The organism is Neisseria sp. HMSC058F07 (assembly GCF_001810035.1).
Lineage (GTDB): Bacteria > Pseudomonadota > Gammaproteobacteria > Burkholderiales > Neisseriaceae > Neisseria > Neisseria perflava.
In genome coordinates, this window is record NZ_KV799674.1 from 213,207 (window position 1) to 227,868 (window position 14,662).

Below are 14,662 nucleotides of genomic sequence, written 5' to 3' on the forward strand. Positions count from 1 at the left end.
TTTCTTACTCCGGCTTAAATACGCCTGTATCCGTTTTAGGCTGCTGCTCGACAATTTCTGCTTTTGCCGCTGCCTGCTCCGCTTCTGCTTTTTCAGCTTCGATGCGTTTTTTCTCGGTTAGGTATTGGTTGATTTGGTGTACCAATTCCTGTGTGCCTTGATGGGTCAGGGCGCTGATTTGGAAGAGGCGCGGGGTTTCCATGTCGAATTGGAAGCGGTCGTCTGGTTTGGGGTAATTCCAGCCGATGGCTTCGAGGAAGGCGGCTGTTCGCGCTTGGGCTTCTTCTTCGTCAAGCATGTCGAGTTTGTTCAGCACCAGCCAGCGCGGTTTGTCGTAGAGTTCTTCGTCGTATTTGCGCAATTCGTTGATGATGGCGAGTGCTTCTTCGGCGGGATTGACGGTTTCGTCGAAGGGCGCCAAATCGACAACGTGTAACAGCAGGCCGGTGCGCGATAGGTGTTTGAGGAAGCGGTGGCCGAGGCCTGCGCCTTCTGCCGCGCCTTCAATCAGGCCGGGGATGTCGGCCATGACGAAGCTGTGGTTTTCGTCGATGCGCACGACGCCCAAGTTTGGATGCAGGGTGGTGAAGGGGTAGTTGGCGATTTTGGGGCGTGCAGCGGAGACTGCGGTAATCAGGGTGGATTTACCGGCGTTGGGCATGCCTAATAAGCCGACATCGGCGAGGACTTTAAGCTCGAGTTGCAGGGAGCGGGTTTCGCCTTCTTCGCCGGGGGTGGATTGTTTGGGCGCGCGGTTGACGGACGATTTGAAGTGGATGTTGCCCAAGCCGCCTTTGCCGCCTTTTGCGAGGCAGACACGTTGGCCGTGATAAGTGAGGTCGGCAACGATTTCGTCGGTGTCGAGGTCGCGGATGAGGGTGCCGACGGGCATTTTGAGGACGATGTCGTCCGCACCTGCGCCGTAGCGGTCGGAGCCGTGGCCTTTTTCGCCGTTTTTGGCTTGGTAGCGTTTGACGAAGCGGTATTCGACGAGGGTGTTGGTGTTTTCGTCGGCTTCTGCCCAAACGCTGCCGCCTTTGCCACCGTCGCCGCCGTCAGGGCCGCCGCGGGGCACGAATTTTTCGCGGCGGAAACTGGTTGCGCCATTACCGCCTTTGCCTGCGGCGACTTCGATTTTTGCTTCGTCGATAAATTTCATGATGTTCTCTTATGGGTATTCGGTTGTTTCAGACGGCCTTTGTTGATAGAGGAGCTTGGTGTCTGAACGGATAAAATGTTGCTTATTATAAAGGATATTTCGGTTTTAGGCCGTCTGAAATATGGTTTCAGACGGCCTTGGATTTATTGGGCGAGGGCTTGGTCGATTTCTTGGTAGAGTTGGGTGAAATTGGGTTCGCCAACGTAGGTTTTAAGGATGTTGCCGTTTTTGTCGATCAGGACGGAAGTCGGGTAAACCTGTGTACCAAAGGCTTTTGCGGCAGTTTTGTCGGCATCGTACATGACGGTGAAGGGAAGGCCGTATTCTTTGACGTACTGATGGACGCTTTCGATAGGATCGATGGGCTGGGCAATGCCGAGGACTTGGAAATTTTTGCCTTGATAGTCTTGGGCGGTTTTGATGATTTTAGGCATCTCGCTCACGCAGCCGGGGCAGGAGGGAAACCAGAAGTTAATGAGGGTAACTTTGTCTTTTAAATCAGCGTTGGTAATGGTTTTGCCTTGCAGGTCGGACAGGGCGAAATCAGGGGCGGCTTTGTTGCTGGGGATAAGGACGAAGGCAAGAAGCGCGCCAATCGTGGCAACGACAAGGAGTGTGAGTATTTTTTTCATGATTCGAGGTTTTGAATGGCATGTGCTAAGGTTTGGGGAACGCTGATGCTACGGCCGCTCTCGCTGCTGACGGGCATAAGGGTCACTTCGGCTTCGATGGCGGCTTTGCCGTTGGGCAGGGTCGCGGTTTGGCTGAGGATGATGTGGCGTGTGCCGATGTCTTTCAGACGGCCTGTGAAGGTTAAAACATCGCCTTCAAGCGACGGGCGGCGATAGCGGATGTCAACGCGTGCAACAACGAGCATGATGCCTTTGAGTTCGGACAGAAGGTCATGCTCTTGAAAAAACGTCCAGCGCGCTTCTTCGAGAAATTCGAGATAGCGCGCATTGTTGACGTGGCCGTAGCCGTCGAGGTGGTAGTTGCGGACGGTCAGTTTCATCAGTTGAGATTGATGGGTTGGAACTCTTCGCGTGCGATTGGTTCGTGTTCGAGGTCGGTAATCACGGTGGAGAGCTGGATGTCGAACCATTCGTTGAAAATGTCGGCGTCCAAATCCGGCCATTCGCTTTCGTCTTCGCACCAGTCGGCCAATTCGGCAGCAAAAATGTCTTCAAAACGCGCTTCGATTTCGTCCCATACTTCGTCGGCGGTTTCACACGGGCGAACGAGGTAGGAATTGGCATCGGCTTGGATATCTTCAAGCGTCAGGCCGTCCAAGTGATTGCCGGGCAGGGATTTCAGCCAGTTCCAAAAAGGATCGAGTGGGATAAGCAGGAAGACGCTGCGGTTGACTTCGTACATGGTGTTTTCCTTGGTTTCTGTATAGTTGAATGATATAGCAAAGGTGGGGGACTGGCTATCTTTTGGGGGATAAAGGCCGTCTGAATTTCAGACGGCCTTTATTTTTTGGAACAATCAGGGGTTTGCTGATGGTGTTTGATACAGGGTTTGGGGATTGGCTGTATCGGGGATTTCTGCTGGGGCGGTTGGGGGTGCTGCTACCGGTTCGGAAGTGGCGTTGCTGTCCACCAGGTCATCGATATCGATGTTGTCGTCTTCGCTTTTAGGGAGTGTGCCGCCGGTTTGTTGGGTGCGGACTTTCATGTAAAGGTCGCGTGTGTAGCTGTATTTGTCGATGGCTGCACCTTCGAGGCTGTCGGTCAGGTCGAGGAGCTCTTCGCGGGTGTTGATGGCTTGCTGGCCGGTTGTACCCCAGCGTCCTGCGCTGGTGTGGAAGATGGCATTTTTAACCGGATAGACGGTGGTAATGGCGTTGCCGACGGTATCGCGTACGGTAGACGGGCCGAGCAGGGGGACGACGAAGTAGTTGCTGTTTTTCCAGCCCCATGAGGCGAAGGTGTCGCCGAGGGTGTTTTTATTGCTGGGTACGCCGCCTGCACCGGCTACGTCGATTAAACCGCCAAGGCCGAAGGTGGTGTTGATGCCGACGCGGACGAGGTCTTCGCTAGCGCGTTTGATGTCAAGGCGCAGCACGTTGCTGCCGAAGCTGACAACATCGCGCAGGTTGTTGAAGAAGTTGCTCACGCCGGTACGCACCGGTTTGGGCGTTACTTTGCGATAGCCGCGTGCTACAGGGGAAAGGACGTATTTGTCTGCTTTGTCGTTGAACTTGGAAACGGTGCGATTGTAGCCTTCGTAAGGGTCGGCCGGATTGCGTTCGGCAAGTGCGGGAGCGGAGGCAAGGCTGATGATGAGGCAGAGGGAAGCGGTGGTTTTTTTCATGATTGCAACCAGTCTTTGATTTCGTAAAGTTCGGCCAGTGCGCGGACGGAATCGGGAATGTTTTGAATGGTCGGTTTTTTGTCTGTCCGGCGCAGAGCGTTGAGCAGCAGGGAAACGCAGGCGGAATCTGCTTTGCCTACTTGGCTGAAGTCTATGCTGTCTGTTTCTTTCAGACGGCATTGTTGTTCGTAGCGCGCAAAGGCGGAGGCAGTCAGGGTTTTGACGGTAACGTCGCCGCTGATGTAGAGCGTGCCGTTGCGGATTTCTGTTTGCATGGTGTCTTTATGATGTAAGGCACCATGCCGTCTGAACATCAGGCGGCATGGTGCGGGGGTGGATTATTTACCGCCGTTTTTGGCTTTCAAGTCGGCAATCAGACCATCAATACCTTTGGCTTTGATGGTTTCGCCGAATTGGTTGCGGTATACGGTAACCAAGCTTGCGCCTTCGACTGCGACATTGTATGCGCGGTATCTGCTGCCGCTTTGGTAGGTGGTGAAGTCCATGTTGACCGGTTTTTGGCCGGAAACGTTGATTTCGGCGCGGACAACGATTTCTTTACCGCCTTTGTTTACGACCGGGTTGTCTTTGATGTTGACCTTGGCATTTTTGAATTTCAGCATGGTGCCGGAGTAGGTGCGGATCAGCAGGGTTTGGAACTCTTTAGTCAACGCTTGTTTTTGTGCGTCAGTTGCAGTACGCCATGGGTTGCCGACGGCCAAAGCTGTCATGCGTTGGAAGTCGAAGTAAGGGATGGCGTAGGCTTCAGCTTTTTGGCGTGCAGTGTTGGCATCGCCGCTGTTGAGGATTTTCAGCACTTGAACGGAGTTTTCACGGACTTGGTTGACTGCGTCGGCAGGAGAGGCAAATGCCATGCTGATGCTCAATACGCCGATGCTCAATGCGCTGATGAAGGAAGTTTTTTTCATGGGAGTGTCCTGAATATTGGGTTGATATGTGTTTATTGTTTGTTTTGACCGGCAGATTCACCATCTGCGTTTTTCTCGGCAAAGCTGGTCATGAATTTGCCGATAAGGTTTTCCAAAACCATGGCGGAGCTGGTGACGGTAATGGTGTCGCCTGCCGCCAAAGAATCAGTATCGCCGCCTTGTTGCAGGCCGATGTATTGTTCGCCCAACAAGCCTGAAGTCAGGATTTGTGCGGAAACGTCGCTGCTGAACTGATATTGACTGTCCAGATTGAGGGCAACTTTTGCCTGATAGGATTTAGGGTCGAGCTGAATGGATGCAACGCGGCCCACCAGTACGCCTGCGGATTTGACCGGGGCGTTGGTTTTCAAGCCGCCGATGTCGCTGAAATCGGCATAGACGGTGTAGGTTTGTGATGATTTGCCGAACGATTGTCCGCCGGCGGCACGGAAGGCGAGAAAGCCGATAGCGGCTGCGCCCAGTAAGACAAACAGTCCTACCCAAAATTCCAAAGCATTTTTTTTCATGTGCTATTGTCCTTGTTTCATTCTTTTTAAGTGTCGTTTCAGACGGCCTTTAGTCGGTAAACATCCATGCGGTCAACATGAAGTCGACGGCGAGGATAGTCAGGGCGGAAGACACTACGGTGCGTGTACTGGCGCGCAAAATACCTTCGGAAGTCGGTACGCAGTGGAAGCCCTGATGTACGGCGATCAGCGTAACGGCTACACCGAAGGCGGCGGATTTGATTAAGCCGTTGAGTACGTCGTAATGGAAGGTAATGTTGTTTTGCATTTGCGACCAGAAAATACCGCCATCCAAACCCAGCCATTCGACGCCGACCAAATACGCGCCGTAAATGCCGGCAACATTGAAAATTGATGCCAACAAAGGCATGGAAAACACACCCGCCCAAAAGCGCGGCGCAACCACGCGTGCCACAGGGTCGACCGCCATCACGTTCATTGCTTCAAGCTGCTCAGTGGTTTTCATTAAGCCGATTTCGCTGGTCATGGCACCGCCCGCGCTGCTGGCAAACAGAATCGCCGCCAATACGGGACCTAATTCGCGCAACAGGGAAGCGGCAACCATATAGCCCAAAATATCGGCGGATTTGAATTTTGCCAGCTGCGTATAGCCTTGCAAGCCCAATACCATGCCGACAAACAGGCCGGAGACGGCAACAATCAGGACAGACAACACGCCTGCAAAGTAAACCTGGCGGATGCTCAGGCGCGGGCGGGCAAACGCCGTACCTGATTTGGCCAGGATCTGCAGGAAAAACAGCGTAATGCTGCCCAGCGATTGGATGAAGCCGAGGGTTTTTGCCCCGACGGAACGGATAAAATTCATAGGTTTCAGTTGATTGGTTAAATGGTTTTCAGACGGCCTTGTTTAAGTTTCAGGCCGTCTGAACATCAGCCCAGCAAGTCTTGTTTTAAAGTCGTTTGCGCCGGATAGCGGTAGGCGACGGGGCCGTCTGCCAAACCGCCGACAAACTGGCGTACCCAAGGCGAGTCGAGTTCGCGCATTTCTTCGGGCGATCCGGAGAACATGATTTCGCCGTGTGCCAGGAAAATGACTTGATCGACGATTTCCAGTGATTTTTCGATGTCGTGCGTTACCATTACGCTGGTGGAGCGCAGGGCTTTGTTGGCGCGGCTGATGAGGTGGGCGATGACGCCCAGTGAAATCGGGTCGAGGCCGGTGAAAGGCTCGTCGTACAACATGATTTCAGGGTCGAGCGCAATCGTACGCGCGAGGGCAACGCGGCGCGACATACCGCCGGAAAGCTCGGAAGGCATCAGGTTTTCAACACCGCGCAAACCGACTGCATTCAGTTTCAACACCACCAAATCGCGGATGACCGCTTCGGGCAAATCCGTCAGTTCGCGCATGGGGAAGGCGATGTTGTCGAAGACGGATAAGTCGGTGAACAATGCGCCGTGTTGGAACAAAACGCCCATGCGGCGGCGGTGTTCGTACAGCTCCTGCGCTGAAAATGCGGCCAAATCACGCCCTTCAATCAGCACTTTACCCGATTGCGGGTGGATTTGACCCGTAATCAGGCGCATCAGCGTGGTTTTACCGCTACCCGAACCACCCATTACGGCGGCGAAATTGCCTTGTGGAATGCTGAAGTTGATGTTGTTCAGAATAGGACGGTCGCCATATGCGAAGGCAACGTCTTTCATTTCGATGAAGGGTGTGGAACTCATGCAGGAGAGAGGTGTCGAAAAATGTATTTTAATTACGGGTATTGTAAAGGGTATTGGATATTCGGGCAATTTTCAGACGGCCTGCGCTTAGGAATAACGGGTAAAAACGTGTGAAAGAATGCAGAAGCGTTGGTGGTGCGGTCGTTTTGTCGCGTGTTGTGTCAAACATACAGACAGCTGTGTAGGTATATAAAGAGGCGGGCAAACATACCCGCCTTGTTTTTAATATTTCTGCAAACCTTCCACCTTGATTTCTTTGGCATTGGCATTGATGAAGGCTTGAGTTGCTTTCATTGTGGCTTGGATGCGCGGATCGTTCCAGCGCACGATTTGGTTGTTTTCATCGCGCTTGTCCGACCAGATAATCACTCCGTCGGTGTATTTTTTGCTGATTTCGAGCATTTTGCGCCAGCGGACGGGGTTGATGAATTGCTTGAAATAAGGGCTGTTGGTGGCCGAATAATATTGCGGCCAGATGTAGCCGATGATTTTTTTGTTGGGAAAGCGTTGGTGGATGTCGTCAACGGCGGTTTTCACGTCTTTTTCCCATTGCACCAAATCGGGGGAAGTGATGTAGAACACAGGATTGGCATAGTCGCTGATGGCGGCGGTGGGCGCACGACGTTTGCTGACTTGCCGCCATTTGGCCAAGATGGCTTCGTTGTCAACGTTGGGGCGGTAGTGGCGGATGCCGTGCAAATGTTCGGAGGGCATGCCGTAGTTGCTGATGAAGGCGCGCGGGTTTTCTTCTCTGAAGATTTGGTACATCCGCGCAAAGTCGGTTCTTAATTCGTCGGGGGTCAGCAGCTGGCCGTCTTTTTCGGCAAACCAGCTTTCGATGTCGGTGGAAATGGTGCGGTAGCCTTCGCGGCGCGATTGTTTGGCCAATTCACGAATGCGCGCTTCGTTGAGTACGCCGTGTTTGCGTTTGCCCGTCGGATCGGGTTTGACCAGCTCGCTTTCGTAAACCAAGAACACTTTGGAGAGTTTGTCGGCAGTCAGGTCAGGTTTGCCGACATAGTCCATGCGGTCGTAGATGATGAAATCTTTGGCATGGGCGGAGAGGGCGGTCAATAAGAGGACGAGGGGCAAAAGGCGGTTGGGTTTCATGTTTTTAGGTAGATTAAGGGAAAAGGGCCATTGTACGGGAAGCGGTGTTAAAGTGAGTCAAAGGCCGTCTGAAAGGATAAAAGTTCTTTCAGACGGCCTTTTATTTGAATGTAGCAGGAATATTCAGCTTTATGGCTAGTGTCACAGATTTATTGCGCTGAAGTTTTCTCCAAGAATAGGAAAGTCTCGGCTTTGTTGCGCGGTCTTGCGCCTTGCCACAAGGTTTGCCAGCCCGAAGGTACGCCGATGTTGGCGGCTTGGCGGATGAGGTGGTAGCGGCAGGTCGGGTTGTCGGTCGTGGTTTTAATATGGCTGTATTGTGTCCACGCGATTCGTGTGCGCTGGTCTTGGCTGTCGATGCTGATACATTCGAGGCCGTCTGAAAGCTGCTGTTTCAATTCGGAAGAAAGCGCGGCTTCCATTTGGTGTACTACCGGCGCATGGCTTTTGGCGGCGTTGAGCCACGGTAAAAACAGGGTCATCAGCAAAGCCCAAGCCAAGGTAACGCCGGCCGCCCAGTTGGTCACGGCTTGGCGGCCTCGGATGTTTTTACGCGTAATCGCCCAGAGCCATAACGGGGTAAACAGTAGGGCGACGGCCATCGGAATCGGGTCGATGTCGAGGATGTAATACGGGCTGAAATAGGCGGCGCGTTCGGCCAGTTTGGCAGGCCAGCCGTAGTTCATGGCGAAGAAGCCCAGCCACAGGAAGACGGCAATCAAACCGAATGCCATGATGCCGAACCAGTTGATAAATGCCGCCGCACCGCGACGCAGGCCGTCCAGTTGTGCCGCGCCGAGCAGGGCGAGCGGCGGCAGCAGCCAAACGAGGTTGTCTTGCAGGCGTTGAGGATTGATGGCGAGCAGGGCTGTCATGATAACCAGCCACGACAGGCTCAGAATGCCCCAATTTTTATCGTGGATACGCGTGCGGCTGAGCGTCCATGCTGCCAGCGGCCAGGCAGGCAGGGCAAACCACAGCAGGTTTTTCAGATAATAGGGCAGGTTGAAGGCCGTCTGAATCTGATGGAAACCGCCGAATACGCCTAAGGAATAATGGTTGAACCAAATATCAAACCATTCGGGATTGGTTTTTGATAAAACCAGCGGATACAGAATCAGCAGGGGCAGGGAAACGACGATGGCGCCAATCAGGGTCAGCAGATAGCGTTTGCTTTGCCAAGTAGAATGGAACGACAGGGCAAGTGCTAAAAACATCATGACCGCGGTCAGCAGATAGCCTGATGAGAGGGAGAGTAAAACCCAGCCGCTGCACAACAGCAAAATGGCGATAATGACGCGGCGGCGTGCCAGTGAGAAGCCGCATAGAATCAATCCAAATGCTGCAAAAGCGGCCGACATGGGATTGAGGAAGTGGGCGATGGGCAGCAAACCGATGCTGCCGATAAGGATCAAGACAACGCTGCGGCCATGGTGTCTGCCGAGAAAGTTGAAACCGGCAAAACCGCAGGCGGTCAGTCCGATGGCGGTGAATACCACACCGGCAAAACGCGCGGCATCATAGGTATCGGCCGCCCAAGGCGAAAACAGGGTTTGGAATGCGGTTGCCGCCCACAAAAAAGCAGGGGAGATGGTGAAATCGGGTTGGCCGAAGATTTGTGCAACCAGCAGGCTGCCGCCGTTTTTCATGGATTCGGAGGCGGTAAAGAGGGAGGGTTCGGCAGGGTTCCACAAGTCATGCGAGAACACGCCCGGCCACAGCCAGGAAAAGGCCATCAGCAGCAGAAGCCATGGTTTTTCATGGGTTTTTTGGGGGCGGCGCGGATCGGGCGGTGTGTAAGTCAGCATGGAAGGTCAAAAAACGGTTGGTTTGAATAGCAATGGTACAGGGTTTGACGGGTTTGCGCGATATGCCGGACCGGAGAGCTTTGTAAAATAATGCTTACGGCTCGTTTTTATCGGGTGTTTGGAATGATATGGCATTAGGTTGACGACAAAAAGCTCAGGCCGTCTGAAAGAAATATTTCAGACGGCCTGAATGCAAAAAAGACTGCACGAAGCAGTCTTTTTGACAAAGCGGCAATTAGCGTTTGAACAGGTTGCCGAATTTGTTGTTGAATTTGTCCACACGACCGGTAGTGTCGACGATTTTTTGAGTACCGGTGTAGAAAGGGTGGCACAGAGAGCAAACCTCAACGTTGAAGCTGTCTTTTTCCATTGCGGATTTGGTCACGAATTTGTTGCCGCAAGAGCAGGTAACGTTGATTTCGTGGTAGTTCGGGTGAATACCTTGTTTCATTTGATTTCCTTTCGATTAAGCGGGCACAGGGGTTTTGCCTGTACTTCAGTTAAGCGTGGAATTTTCGCTATTTTTGGCTGTTTCGTCAAGAGGATATTTTGTATGCAGGGCAGTTTCGCAACAGGCGAGAACAGTTTAGAATAGAGTTTCAAACCAAATGTTGTGTAATCGGGCTGTAATCTAACTGAAAAGAGGATGTAAAACCTCCTCTAGATGTGAAACTTTAAGAAGAATAATAGTCTGAATAATATTTACGCTTGTACGAACAGGAGACGGAATCAATGTGGAAAAGGATATTGACGTGCATTTTGCGTGTTTGGGGAGGAATGTTGCCTCCGTCTTATTGCAAACCATTCGGCAGAATTGCGCAAAAATTCCGTGCTGCTTTGGCTGCGTGCATTTCTCCAAACATCGGTAAAAACGTCAATATTGAAAAAGGCGGATACGTCTTTCCGGATACGGTAGTCGGCGATAATTCGGGTATCGGCGTAAACTGCGAAATCTGCCGCGGTTTGACCCTCGGCAAGAACGTGATGATGGGGCCGGAATGCCTGTTTTATTCGACCAACCACAAATTCAACCCTGAAACCCGCCGCTTTGAAGGCTATACGGACATCCGCCCGATTGTGATTGAAGACGATGTCTGGATTGGTAGACGTGCGATTATCATGGGCGGTGTTACCATCGGTAAGGGCGCGGTAATCGGCGCAGGTTCGGTGGTTACTAAAGATGTGCCGCCTTATTGCGTGGCTGCGGGCAATCCTGCGATTGTTCGGAAAAATCTGCTCGATGAGCAAGAGCTTGCAGCCGAATAGCGTAAACAAAATAGCAAAATAAAAGGCCGTCTGAAATTCAGACGGCCTTTTTTAATATTGATTAAGCGGCAATTTTTTCGCATTCTTTAATGCAAGCCAAGCAAGACTCGTAGCAGGCTTTGCATTCAGCGTGGTGGCCGGCGTGTTCTTTGCAGGAGGCAGAACATTGTTTGCAGGCTTCGATGCACACTTTTGCCAAAGACGGAGTCAGGCGTGAATTTTGGGCAGCGAGGTTTTGCAAGGTGCCGCACAGTGCCAACATTTGATTGACGCCGGCTGCGCAGTCTTTCATGGAGGTATCGCCTTCGCTCAACAGGGCGATGCAGTGCGCCAGGCAGATTTGGCCGGCTTCAACGCAATGTGCGGCTGCTTTGCGCGCAGCTTCGTAGGCGCGCGGTGCAGAGTGCGCGTGACCAGCATGACCGGCGTGGTGTGCATGGTCGTGAGCACGGGCAAAAGAAGCGGCGGCGGTGAGAGAGACAGCAGCGGCGCTGCCGATAAATTGACGACGGTTCATCATAGTTTCCTTTTTGCTTTGTAGAAATATCGGACGAATTATTTCATCCGTTATTAAAAGGTTATCATGTTATTCGTTTTTAAACAACAGGCCGTCTGAAGGTATCGATAACACGTTCAGACGGCCTGTTGTTAGATATGATATTTGTTTAAATTAATCACAAATCGGATGGCTGAAATACGGGAAAGTGACTTTTTGCCGAGAAAATAGTCGGTTTATTCCGCCAACAATTCTTCCGGTTTGACTTTCTCGCCATACACAGGCAAGAGGGTTTTTTCATAGGCGGCTTTCAGACGGCCGTCTTTTTTCATGGCGGCGATTTCGCCGTTGACCCAGTTCAGGAGGTCGGTGTTGCCTTTTTGAACAGCCGGGGCGATGAATTCGGCAGGGCCGAGGTTGCCGATGGCGACTTCAAAATTCGGGTTTTCTTTTGCCCATGCCCACAACAAGGCGTTGTCGTGGGCGAGTGCTACGCCGCGGCCGTCTTTCAGTGCGTCGAAGGTTTCGGTATTTTGGTCGAATTTCAGCAGTTTGACTTCAGGATGGTTTTTGGTGAAGAAGGCGTCGGCGGTAGTGCCTTTATTGACCAGAAGGGTTTGGTCTTTCAATTGCGCAACGTCGGTAATCGGTTTGTCTTTGGGGGAAACTACGCCCAAGGCCACTTTCATGTAAGGATCGGCGAAATCGACGGCTTCGGTGCGTTCGGGTGTTTTGGTGAAGTTAGCGAGGATGAGGTCGACTTTGCCGGAACGGACGTATTCGACGCGGTTTGCGGCCTCGGTCAGGACGAATTCGACTTTGTCGGGGCTGCCGAGCAGGTCTTTGGCCAGGTCTTTGGCGATTTCAACGTCAAAGCCTTGGTTTTTACCGTTGGCGTCAACATAGCCGAACGGAGGCTTGTCGCCGAATACACCGATACGGATGACGCCTTTTTCTTTGATGGAGGCAACGGTTGCCGCGCCGCTGCTTTGTGAAGATTGGGCATCGCCGGAGCCGCCTCCGCAAGCAGTCAGGCCGACGGCGATGGCGGCGGAGGCGAGGAGGGCTTTGAATTTGGCATTCAATTGCATGAGTGTTTCCTTTTCAAATGTTTGGTTGAAAGTGGAGGCCGTCTGAAAAAGGGTTCGGATGGCCTGAAAATAAAATCAGTAGTCCATGCCTGCCAAGAATTGGCGGGCGCGTTCGCTTTTGGGGGCGGAGAAGAAGGTTTCGGGGTCGGACGATTCGACGATGCGGCCTTTGTCCATGAAGACGATGCGATCGGCAACTTTGCGGGCAAACCCCATTTCATGGGTTACGATGAGCATGCTCATGCCTTCATGAGCGAGTTCTAAAACCACTTCCAAGACTTCGCGCACCATTTCGGGGTCGAGTGCGGCGGTGATTTCGTCCAGCAGGATGACTTCCGGATTCAGGCACAGGGCGCGGACAATGGCGATGCGTTGTTTCTGGCCGCCGGAGAGTTCGCGCGGATAGGCGTTTTTGCGGTCGAGCAGGCCGACGCGTTCCAACAGTTTGTCGGCTTGTGCCTCTGCTTCGGTACGGTTGCGGTTTTGTACTTTCACCGGGCCTAAGAGGATGTTTTCGATGACGGTCATGTGGGCAAACAGTTCATAGCTTTGAAAGACCATGCCGACTTTTTGCCGGGCGGTTTGCCAGGAAACGTCTTTGCCGAATTCGCCGACTCCATCCATCACGATGCTGCCGCCTTGGTGCGGCTCCAAACCGTTTACGCAGCGCAGGAGGGTGGATTTGCCGCAGCCGGACGGGCCCAGCAGTACGATGACTTCGCCTTTTTCCAAGTCCAAGTCTAAGGATTGAATGGCGGTTACGTTGCCGTATTGTTTGTGCAGGTTGCGGATGCTCAGTAAAGCCATGTCAGTGTTCCCATTTTTGTTCAAGTTTTGCCGCCAGCAGCGACAGCGGCCAGCAACAGAAGAAATACAGCATAAAAATCAGGCCGTAAACCCAAAATGAAGCATTGGGTTGCGTCAGCAGCGAGTTTTCGATGATTTGCTGACCGACTTTGACGACTTCGATGACGCCGATAAGGGAGGCAAGCGAGCTGGTTTTGATCATGCGCGTAAACAGATTGACGGCGCCGGGCAATACGCGGCGGATGCTTTGCGGCAGCTCGATGTAGCGGAATACCTGCCCGCGGCTCAAGCCGAGTGCCAGGCCTGATTCGACCTGGTGTTTTTCAATCGATTCCAATGCGCCGCGGACCAAATCGCCCATTTCGGCGATGCCCCACATGGTAAATACCCAGACGCAGACCCAAAATCCGTCGATGTGGATGCCTGTCCAGACGGATAGGCCGAAATACAGGCCGAACAGCCACACCAAAATCGGTACGATTCGGATGGTTTCGAGATAAAACCGTCCGATAAAGCGGATGAGCTGGTTGCGCGAACGTAAAACCAAGCCGAACAGCGTACCCAATACGCAGGAGGCGGCAACGGAGACCAGGGAAATCTGCGCCGTCAGCAACAAGCCTTCGCCCAAGCGTGCCGCGTTTTGTCCTTCAAACAGCCAGTCAAACACCATATTTTGCACTCCGTACGCGGTTTTCTGCCCAGCGCGCCAGAAGCGAAACGGGCAGAAGGATGATCAGGTAGCTGGCAAACAGCAGGAACAAGGCTTCGTTGGTTTTGTAGTCCATGCCGATGATGTCTTTGGTAACGAACAACAATTCTGCAATGCCGACCGCGCTGACGATAGATGTTTCTTTCATCAAAAACAATACGTTTGCGCCGATGGCGGGAACGGCGACCGCCCATGCCTGAGGCAATTCGACATAGCGGAACACTTGAAAGCGGCTCAAACCGATGGCCTTGCCCGCTTCGATCTGTCCTTTGGGGACGGCCAAAATACCGGCGCGGATGGCTTCCGCCATATAGCTTGCGCCCAAGAAAACCAGTGCGATCACGCCGCAGGTGAAACCGTCCCATTTAATGCCCATTTTCGGCAGGCCGTAATACAGGAAAAACAATTGGATCAGCAGGGGCGTATTGCGCGACAGCTCGATATAGGCGCGTGCCAATGCGTAGAAGGGGCGGATGCGGTATGCCGTAACCACGGCAACGGGCAGGCCGAACAGCAACGACAAAACGACGCCATATACCGACAATTCCAGCGTCAGCTTTGCCGCATCGACAAATTTAGGGATGGCATCGATCAGATAAGACCAGTTCATCAGAGTCAGACAATCAGCATGATAAAGGCAGTATTTTAACGGGTTTGTAAGAGAGTGTTAAATAATGGATAGGAATATCGATTGTGGATAAAACATAAAAAATGGAATAAGGCAAAGGCCGTCTGAAACGTTTCAGACGGCC

At 52.7% G+C, this 14,662-nt stretch carries 19 protein-coding genes; 1 reads left to right on the top strand and 18 read right to left on the bottom strand.

What is annotated here, in order from left to right:
- Positions 1-4 precede the first annotated feature (4 nt).
- From obgE to rpmE, 13 genes are all read right to left on the bottom strand, one after another.
- Positions 5-1,159, bottom strand: a complete 1,155-nt coding sequence (obgE, locus tag HMPREF2696_RS04335) for a GTPase ObgE (RefSeq protein ID WP_070587945.1) — start codon at positions 1,157-1,159, stop codon at positions 5-7.
- Positions 1,160-1,302: 143 nt separating this feature from the next.
- Positions 1,303-1,791 carry a peroxiredoxin family protein gene (locus HMPREF2696_RS04340; protein WP_070587947.1) on the bottom strand — a complete coding sequence of 163 codons (489 nt, stop codon included), beginning with the start codon at positions 1,789-1,791 and terminating at the stop codon, positions 1,303-1,305.
- A complete protein-coding gene (locus HMPREF2696_RS04345) occupies positions 1,788-2,171 on the bottom strand; it encodes an acyl-CoA thioesterase (protein WP_003681810.1) in 384 nt (127 codons plus the stop codon). The genes HMPREF2696_RS04340 and HMPREF2696_RS04345 overlap by 4 nt, the downstream gene beginning before the upstream one ends.
- On the bottom strand, positions 2,171-2,533 hold the full coding sequence (locus HMPREF2696_RS04350; protein ID WP_003681812.1) for a hypothetical protein: 363 nt from the start codon (positions 2,531-2,533) through the stop codon (positions 2,171-2,173). Before HMPREF2696_RS04350 ends, HMPREF2696_RS04345 begins: the two co-directional genes overlap by 1 nt.
- Before the next feature lie 114 nt (positions 2,534-2,647).
- Positions 2,648-3,475 (bottom strand): MlaA family lipoprotein, encoded by an 828-nt coding sequence (locus tag HMPREF2696_RS04355; protein ID WP_070587949.1) that lies wholly within the window; start codon positions 3,473-3,475, stop codon positions 2,648-2,650.
- Complete coding sequence (locus tag HMPREF2696_RS04360; protein WP_036493932.1) at positions 3,472-3,750, bottom strand: STAS domain-containing protein; 279 nt, start codon at positions 3,748-3,750, stop codon at positions 3,472-3,474. Before HMPREF2696_RS04360 ends, HMPREF2696_RS04355 begins: the two co-directional genes overlap by 4 nt.
- 63 nt (positions 3,751-3,813) lie before the next feature.
- Positions 3,814-4,404, bottom strand: a complete 591-nt coding sequence (locus tag HMPREF2696_RS04365) for an MlaC/ttg2D family ABC transporter substrate-binding protein (RefSeq protein ID WP_049332874.1) — start codon at positions 4,402-4,404, stop codon at positions 3,814-3,816.
- A gap of 32 nt (positions 4,405-4,436) precedes the next feature.
- Entirely contained in the window at positions 4,437-4,931 is a 495-nt protein-coding gene (gene mlaD, locus HMPREF2696_RS04370) for an outer membrane lipid asymmetry maintenance protein MlaD (RefSeq protein WP_003748012.1), read from the bottom strand.
- Between the two features lie 49 nt (positions 4,932-4,980).
- Positions 4,981-5,757 carry a lipid asymmetry maintenance ABC transporter permease subunit MlaE gene (gene mlaE / locus HMPREF2696_RS04375; RefSeq protein WP_003683792.1) on the bottom strand — a complete coding sequence of 259 codons (777 nt, stop codon included), beginning with the start codon at positions 5,755-5,757 and terminating at the stop codon, positions 4,981-4,983.
- 65 nt (positions 5,758-5,822) lie between these two features.
- On the bottom strand, positions 5,823-6,623 hold the full coding sequence (locus HMPREF2696_RS04380; RefSeq protein WP_049323595.1) for an ABC transporter ATP-binding protein: 801 nt from the start codon (positions 6,621-6,623) through the stop codon (positions 5,823-5,825).
- A gap of 222 nt (positions 6,624-6,845) precedes the next feature.
- Positions 6,846-7,733 (bottom strand): hypothetical protein, encoded by an 888-nt coding sequence (locus HMPREF2696_RS04385; RefSeq protein ID WP_070587951.1) that lies wholly within the window; start codon positions 7,731-7,733, stop codon positions 6,846-6,848.
- A gap of 149 nt (positions 7,734-7,882) precedes the next feature.
- Positions 7,883-9,541, bottom strand: a complete 1,659-nt coding sequence (locus tag HMPREF2696_RS04390) for an ArnT family glycosyltransferase (RefSeq protein WP_070504185.1) — start codon at positions 9,539-9,541, stop codon at positions 7,883-7,885.
- Between the two features lie 235 nt (positions 9,542-9,776).
- A complete protein-coding gene (gene rpmE, locus HMPREF2696_RS04395; protein ID WP_003681847.1) occupies positions 9,777-9,992 on the bottom strand; it encodes a 50S ribosomal protein L31 in 216 nt (71 codons plus the stop codon).
- A 281-nt stretch (positions 9,993-10,273) separates the two neighbouring features.
- Between rpmE and HMPREF2696_RS04400 the strand changes: the two genes are divergently transcribed.
- Positions 10,274-10,807, top strand: a complete 534-nt coding sequence (locus HMPREF2696_RS04400; RefSeq protein ID WP_004519047.1) for an acyltransferase — start codon at positions 10,274-10,276, stop codon at positions 10,805-10,807.
- Positions 10,808-10,868: 61 nt separating this feature from the next.
- On the opposite strand, the gene HMPREF2696_RS04405 is transcribed toward HMPREF2696_RS04400, so the two are convergent.
- The 5 genes from HMPREF2696_RS04405 to HMPREF2696_RS04425 all read right to left on the bottom strand — a co-directional run bounded on the left by HMPREF2696_RS04405 (position 10,869) and on the right by HMPREF2696_RS04425 (position 14,520).
- Positions 10,869-11,324: a four-helix bundle copper-binding protein gene (locus tag HMPREF2696_RS04405; RefSeq protein WP_039861878.1), complete on the bottom strand. Its 456-nt coding sequence runs from the start codon at positions 11,322-11,324 to the stop codon at positions 10,869-10,871.
- A gap of 215 nt (positions 11,325-11,539) precedes the next feature.
- On the bottom strand, positions 11,540-12,394 hold the full coding sequence (locus tag HMPREF2696_RS04410; RefSeq protein ID WP_004519044.1) for an amino acid ABC transporter substrate-binding protein: 855 nt from the start codon (positions 12,392-12,394) through the stop codon (positions 11,540-11,542).
- Between the two features lie 75 nt (positions 12,395-12,469).
- On the bottom strand, positions 12,470-13,201 hold the full coding sequence (locus HMPREF2696_RS04415; protein WP_004519043.1) for an amino acid ABC transporter ATP-binding protein: 732 nt from the start codon (positions 13,199-13,201) through the stop codon (positions 12,470-12,472).
- Between the two features lies 1 nt (position 13,202).
- A complete protein-coding gene (locus HMPREF2696_RS04420; RefSeq protein WP_004519042.1) occupies positions 13,203-13,871 on the bottom strand; it encodes an amino acid ABC transporter permease in 669 nt (222 codons plus the stop codon).
- Positions 13,861-14,520: an amino acid ABC transporter permease gene (locus tag HMPREF2696_RS04425; RefSeq protein ID WP_003748035.1), complete on the bottom strand. Its 660-nt coding sequence runs from the start codon at positions 14,518-14,520 to the stop codon at positions 13,861-13,863. The genes HMPREF2696_RS04420 and HMPREF2696_RS04425 overlap by 11 nt, the downstream gene beginning before the upstream one ends.
- Positions 14,521-14,662 lie beyond the last annotated feature (142 nt).

What these genes read in the sequence shown, in the direction of transcription:
- HMPREF2696_RS04345 (WP_003681810.1), bottom strand. Translation starts at nt 2,171, where the DNA reads ATGAAACTGACCGTCCGCAACTACCACCTCGACGGCTACGGCCACGTC.
- obgE (WP_070587945.1), bottom strand. Translation starts at nt 1,159, where the DNA reads ATGAAATTTATCGACGAAGCAAAAATCGAAGTCGCCGCAGGCAAAGGC.
- HMPREF2696_RS04360 (WP_036493932.1), bottom strand. Translation starts at nt 3,750, where the DNA reads ATGCAAACAGAAATCCGCAACGGCACGCTCTACATCAGCGGCGACGTT.
- HMPREF2696_RS04380 (WP_049323595.1), bottom strand. Translation starts at nt 6,623, where the DNA reads ATGAGTTCCACACCCTTCATCGAAATGAAAGACGTTGCCTTCGCATAT.
- HMPREF2696_RS04365 (WP_049332874.1), bottom strand. Translation starts at nt 4,404, where the DNA reads ATGAAAAAAACTTCCTTCATCAGCGCATTGAGCATCGGCGTATTGAGC.
- HMPREF2696_RS04410 (WP_004519044.1), bottom strand. Translation starts at nt 12,394, where the DNA reads ATGCAATTGAATGCCAAATTCAAAGCCCTCCTCGCCTCCGCCGCCATC.
- HMPREF2696_RS04425 (WP_003748035.1), bottom strand. Translation starts at nt 14,520, where the DNA reads ATGAACTGGTCTTATCTGATCGATGCCATCCCTAAATTTGTCGATGCG.
- mlaD (WP_003748012.1), bottom strand. Translation starts at nt 4,931, where the DNA reads ATGAAAAAAAATGCTTTGGAATTTTGGGTAGGACTGTTTGTCTTACTG.
- HMPREF2696_RS04385 (WP_070587951.1), bottom strand. Translation starts at nt 7,733, where the DNA reads ATGAAACCCAACCGCCTTTTGCCCCTCGTCCTCTTATTGACCGCCCTC.
- HMPREF2696_RS04405 (WP_039861878.1), bottom strand. Translation starts at nt 11,324, where the DNA reads ATGAACCGTCGTCAATTTATCGGCAGCGCCGCTGCTGTCTCTCTCACC.
- HMPREF2696_RS04350 (WP_003681812.1), bottom strand. Translation starts at nt 2,533, where the DNA reads ATGTACGAAGTCAACCGCAGCGTCTTCCTGCTTATCCCACTCGATCCT.
- HMPREF2696_RS04420 (WP_004519042.1), bottom strand. Translation starts at nt 13,871, where the DNA reads ATGGTGTTTGACTGGCTGTTTGAAGGACAAAACGCGGCACGCTTGGGC.
- mlaE (WP_003683792.1), bottom strand. Translation starts at nt 5,757, where the DNA reads ATGAATTTTATCCGTTCCGTCGGGGCAAAAACCCTCGGCTTCATCCAA.
- HMPREF2696_RS04355 (WP_070587949.1), bottom strand. Translation starts at nt 3,475, where the DNA reads ATGAAAAAAACCACCGCTTCCCTCTGCCTCATCATCAGCCTTGCCTCC.
- HMPREF2696_RS04340 (WP_070587947.1), bottom strand. Translation starts at nt 1,791, where the DNA reads ATGAAAAAAATACTCACACTCCTTGTCGTTGCCACGATTGGCGCGCTT.
- rpmE (WP_003681847.1), bottom strand. Translation starts at nt 9,992, where the DNA reads ATGAAACAAGGTATTCACCCGAACTACCACGAAATCAACGTTACCTGC.
- HMPREF2696_RS04390 (WP_070504185.1), bottom strand. Translation starts at nt 9,541, where the DNA reads ATGCTGACTTACACACCGCCCGATCCGCGCCGCCCCCAAAAAACCCAT.
- HMPREF2696_RS04415 (WP_004519043.1), bottom strand. Translation starts at nt 13,201, where the DNA reads ATGGCTTTACTGAGCATCCGCAACCTGCACAAACAATACGGCAACGTA.
- HMPREF2696_RS04400 (WP_004519047.1), top strand. Translation starts at nt 10,274, where the DNA reads ATGTGGAAAAGGATATTGACGTGCATTTTGCGTGTTTGGGGAGGAATG.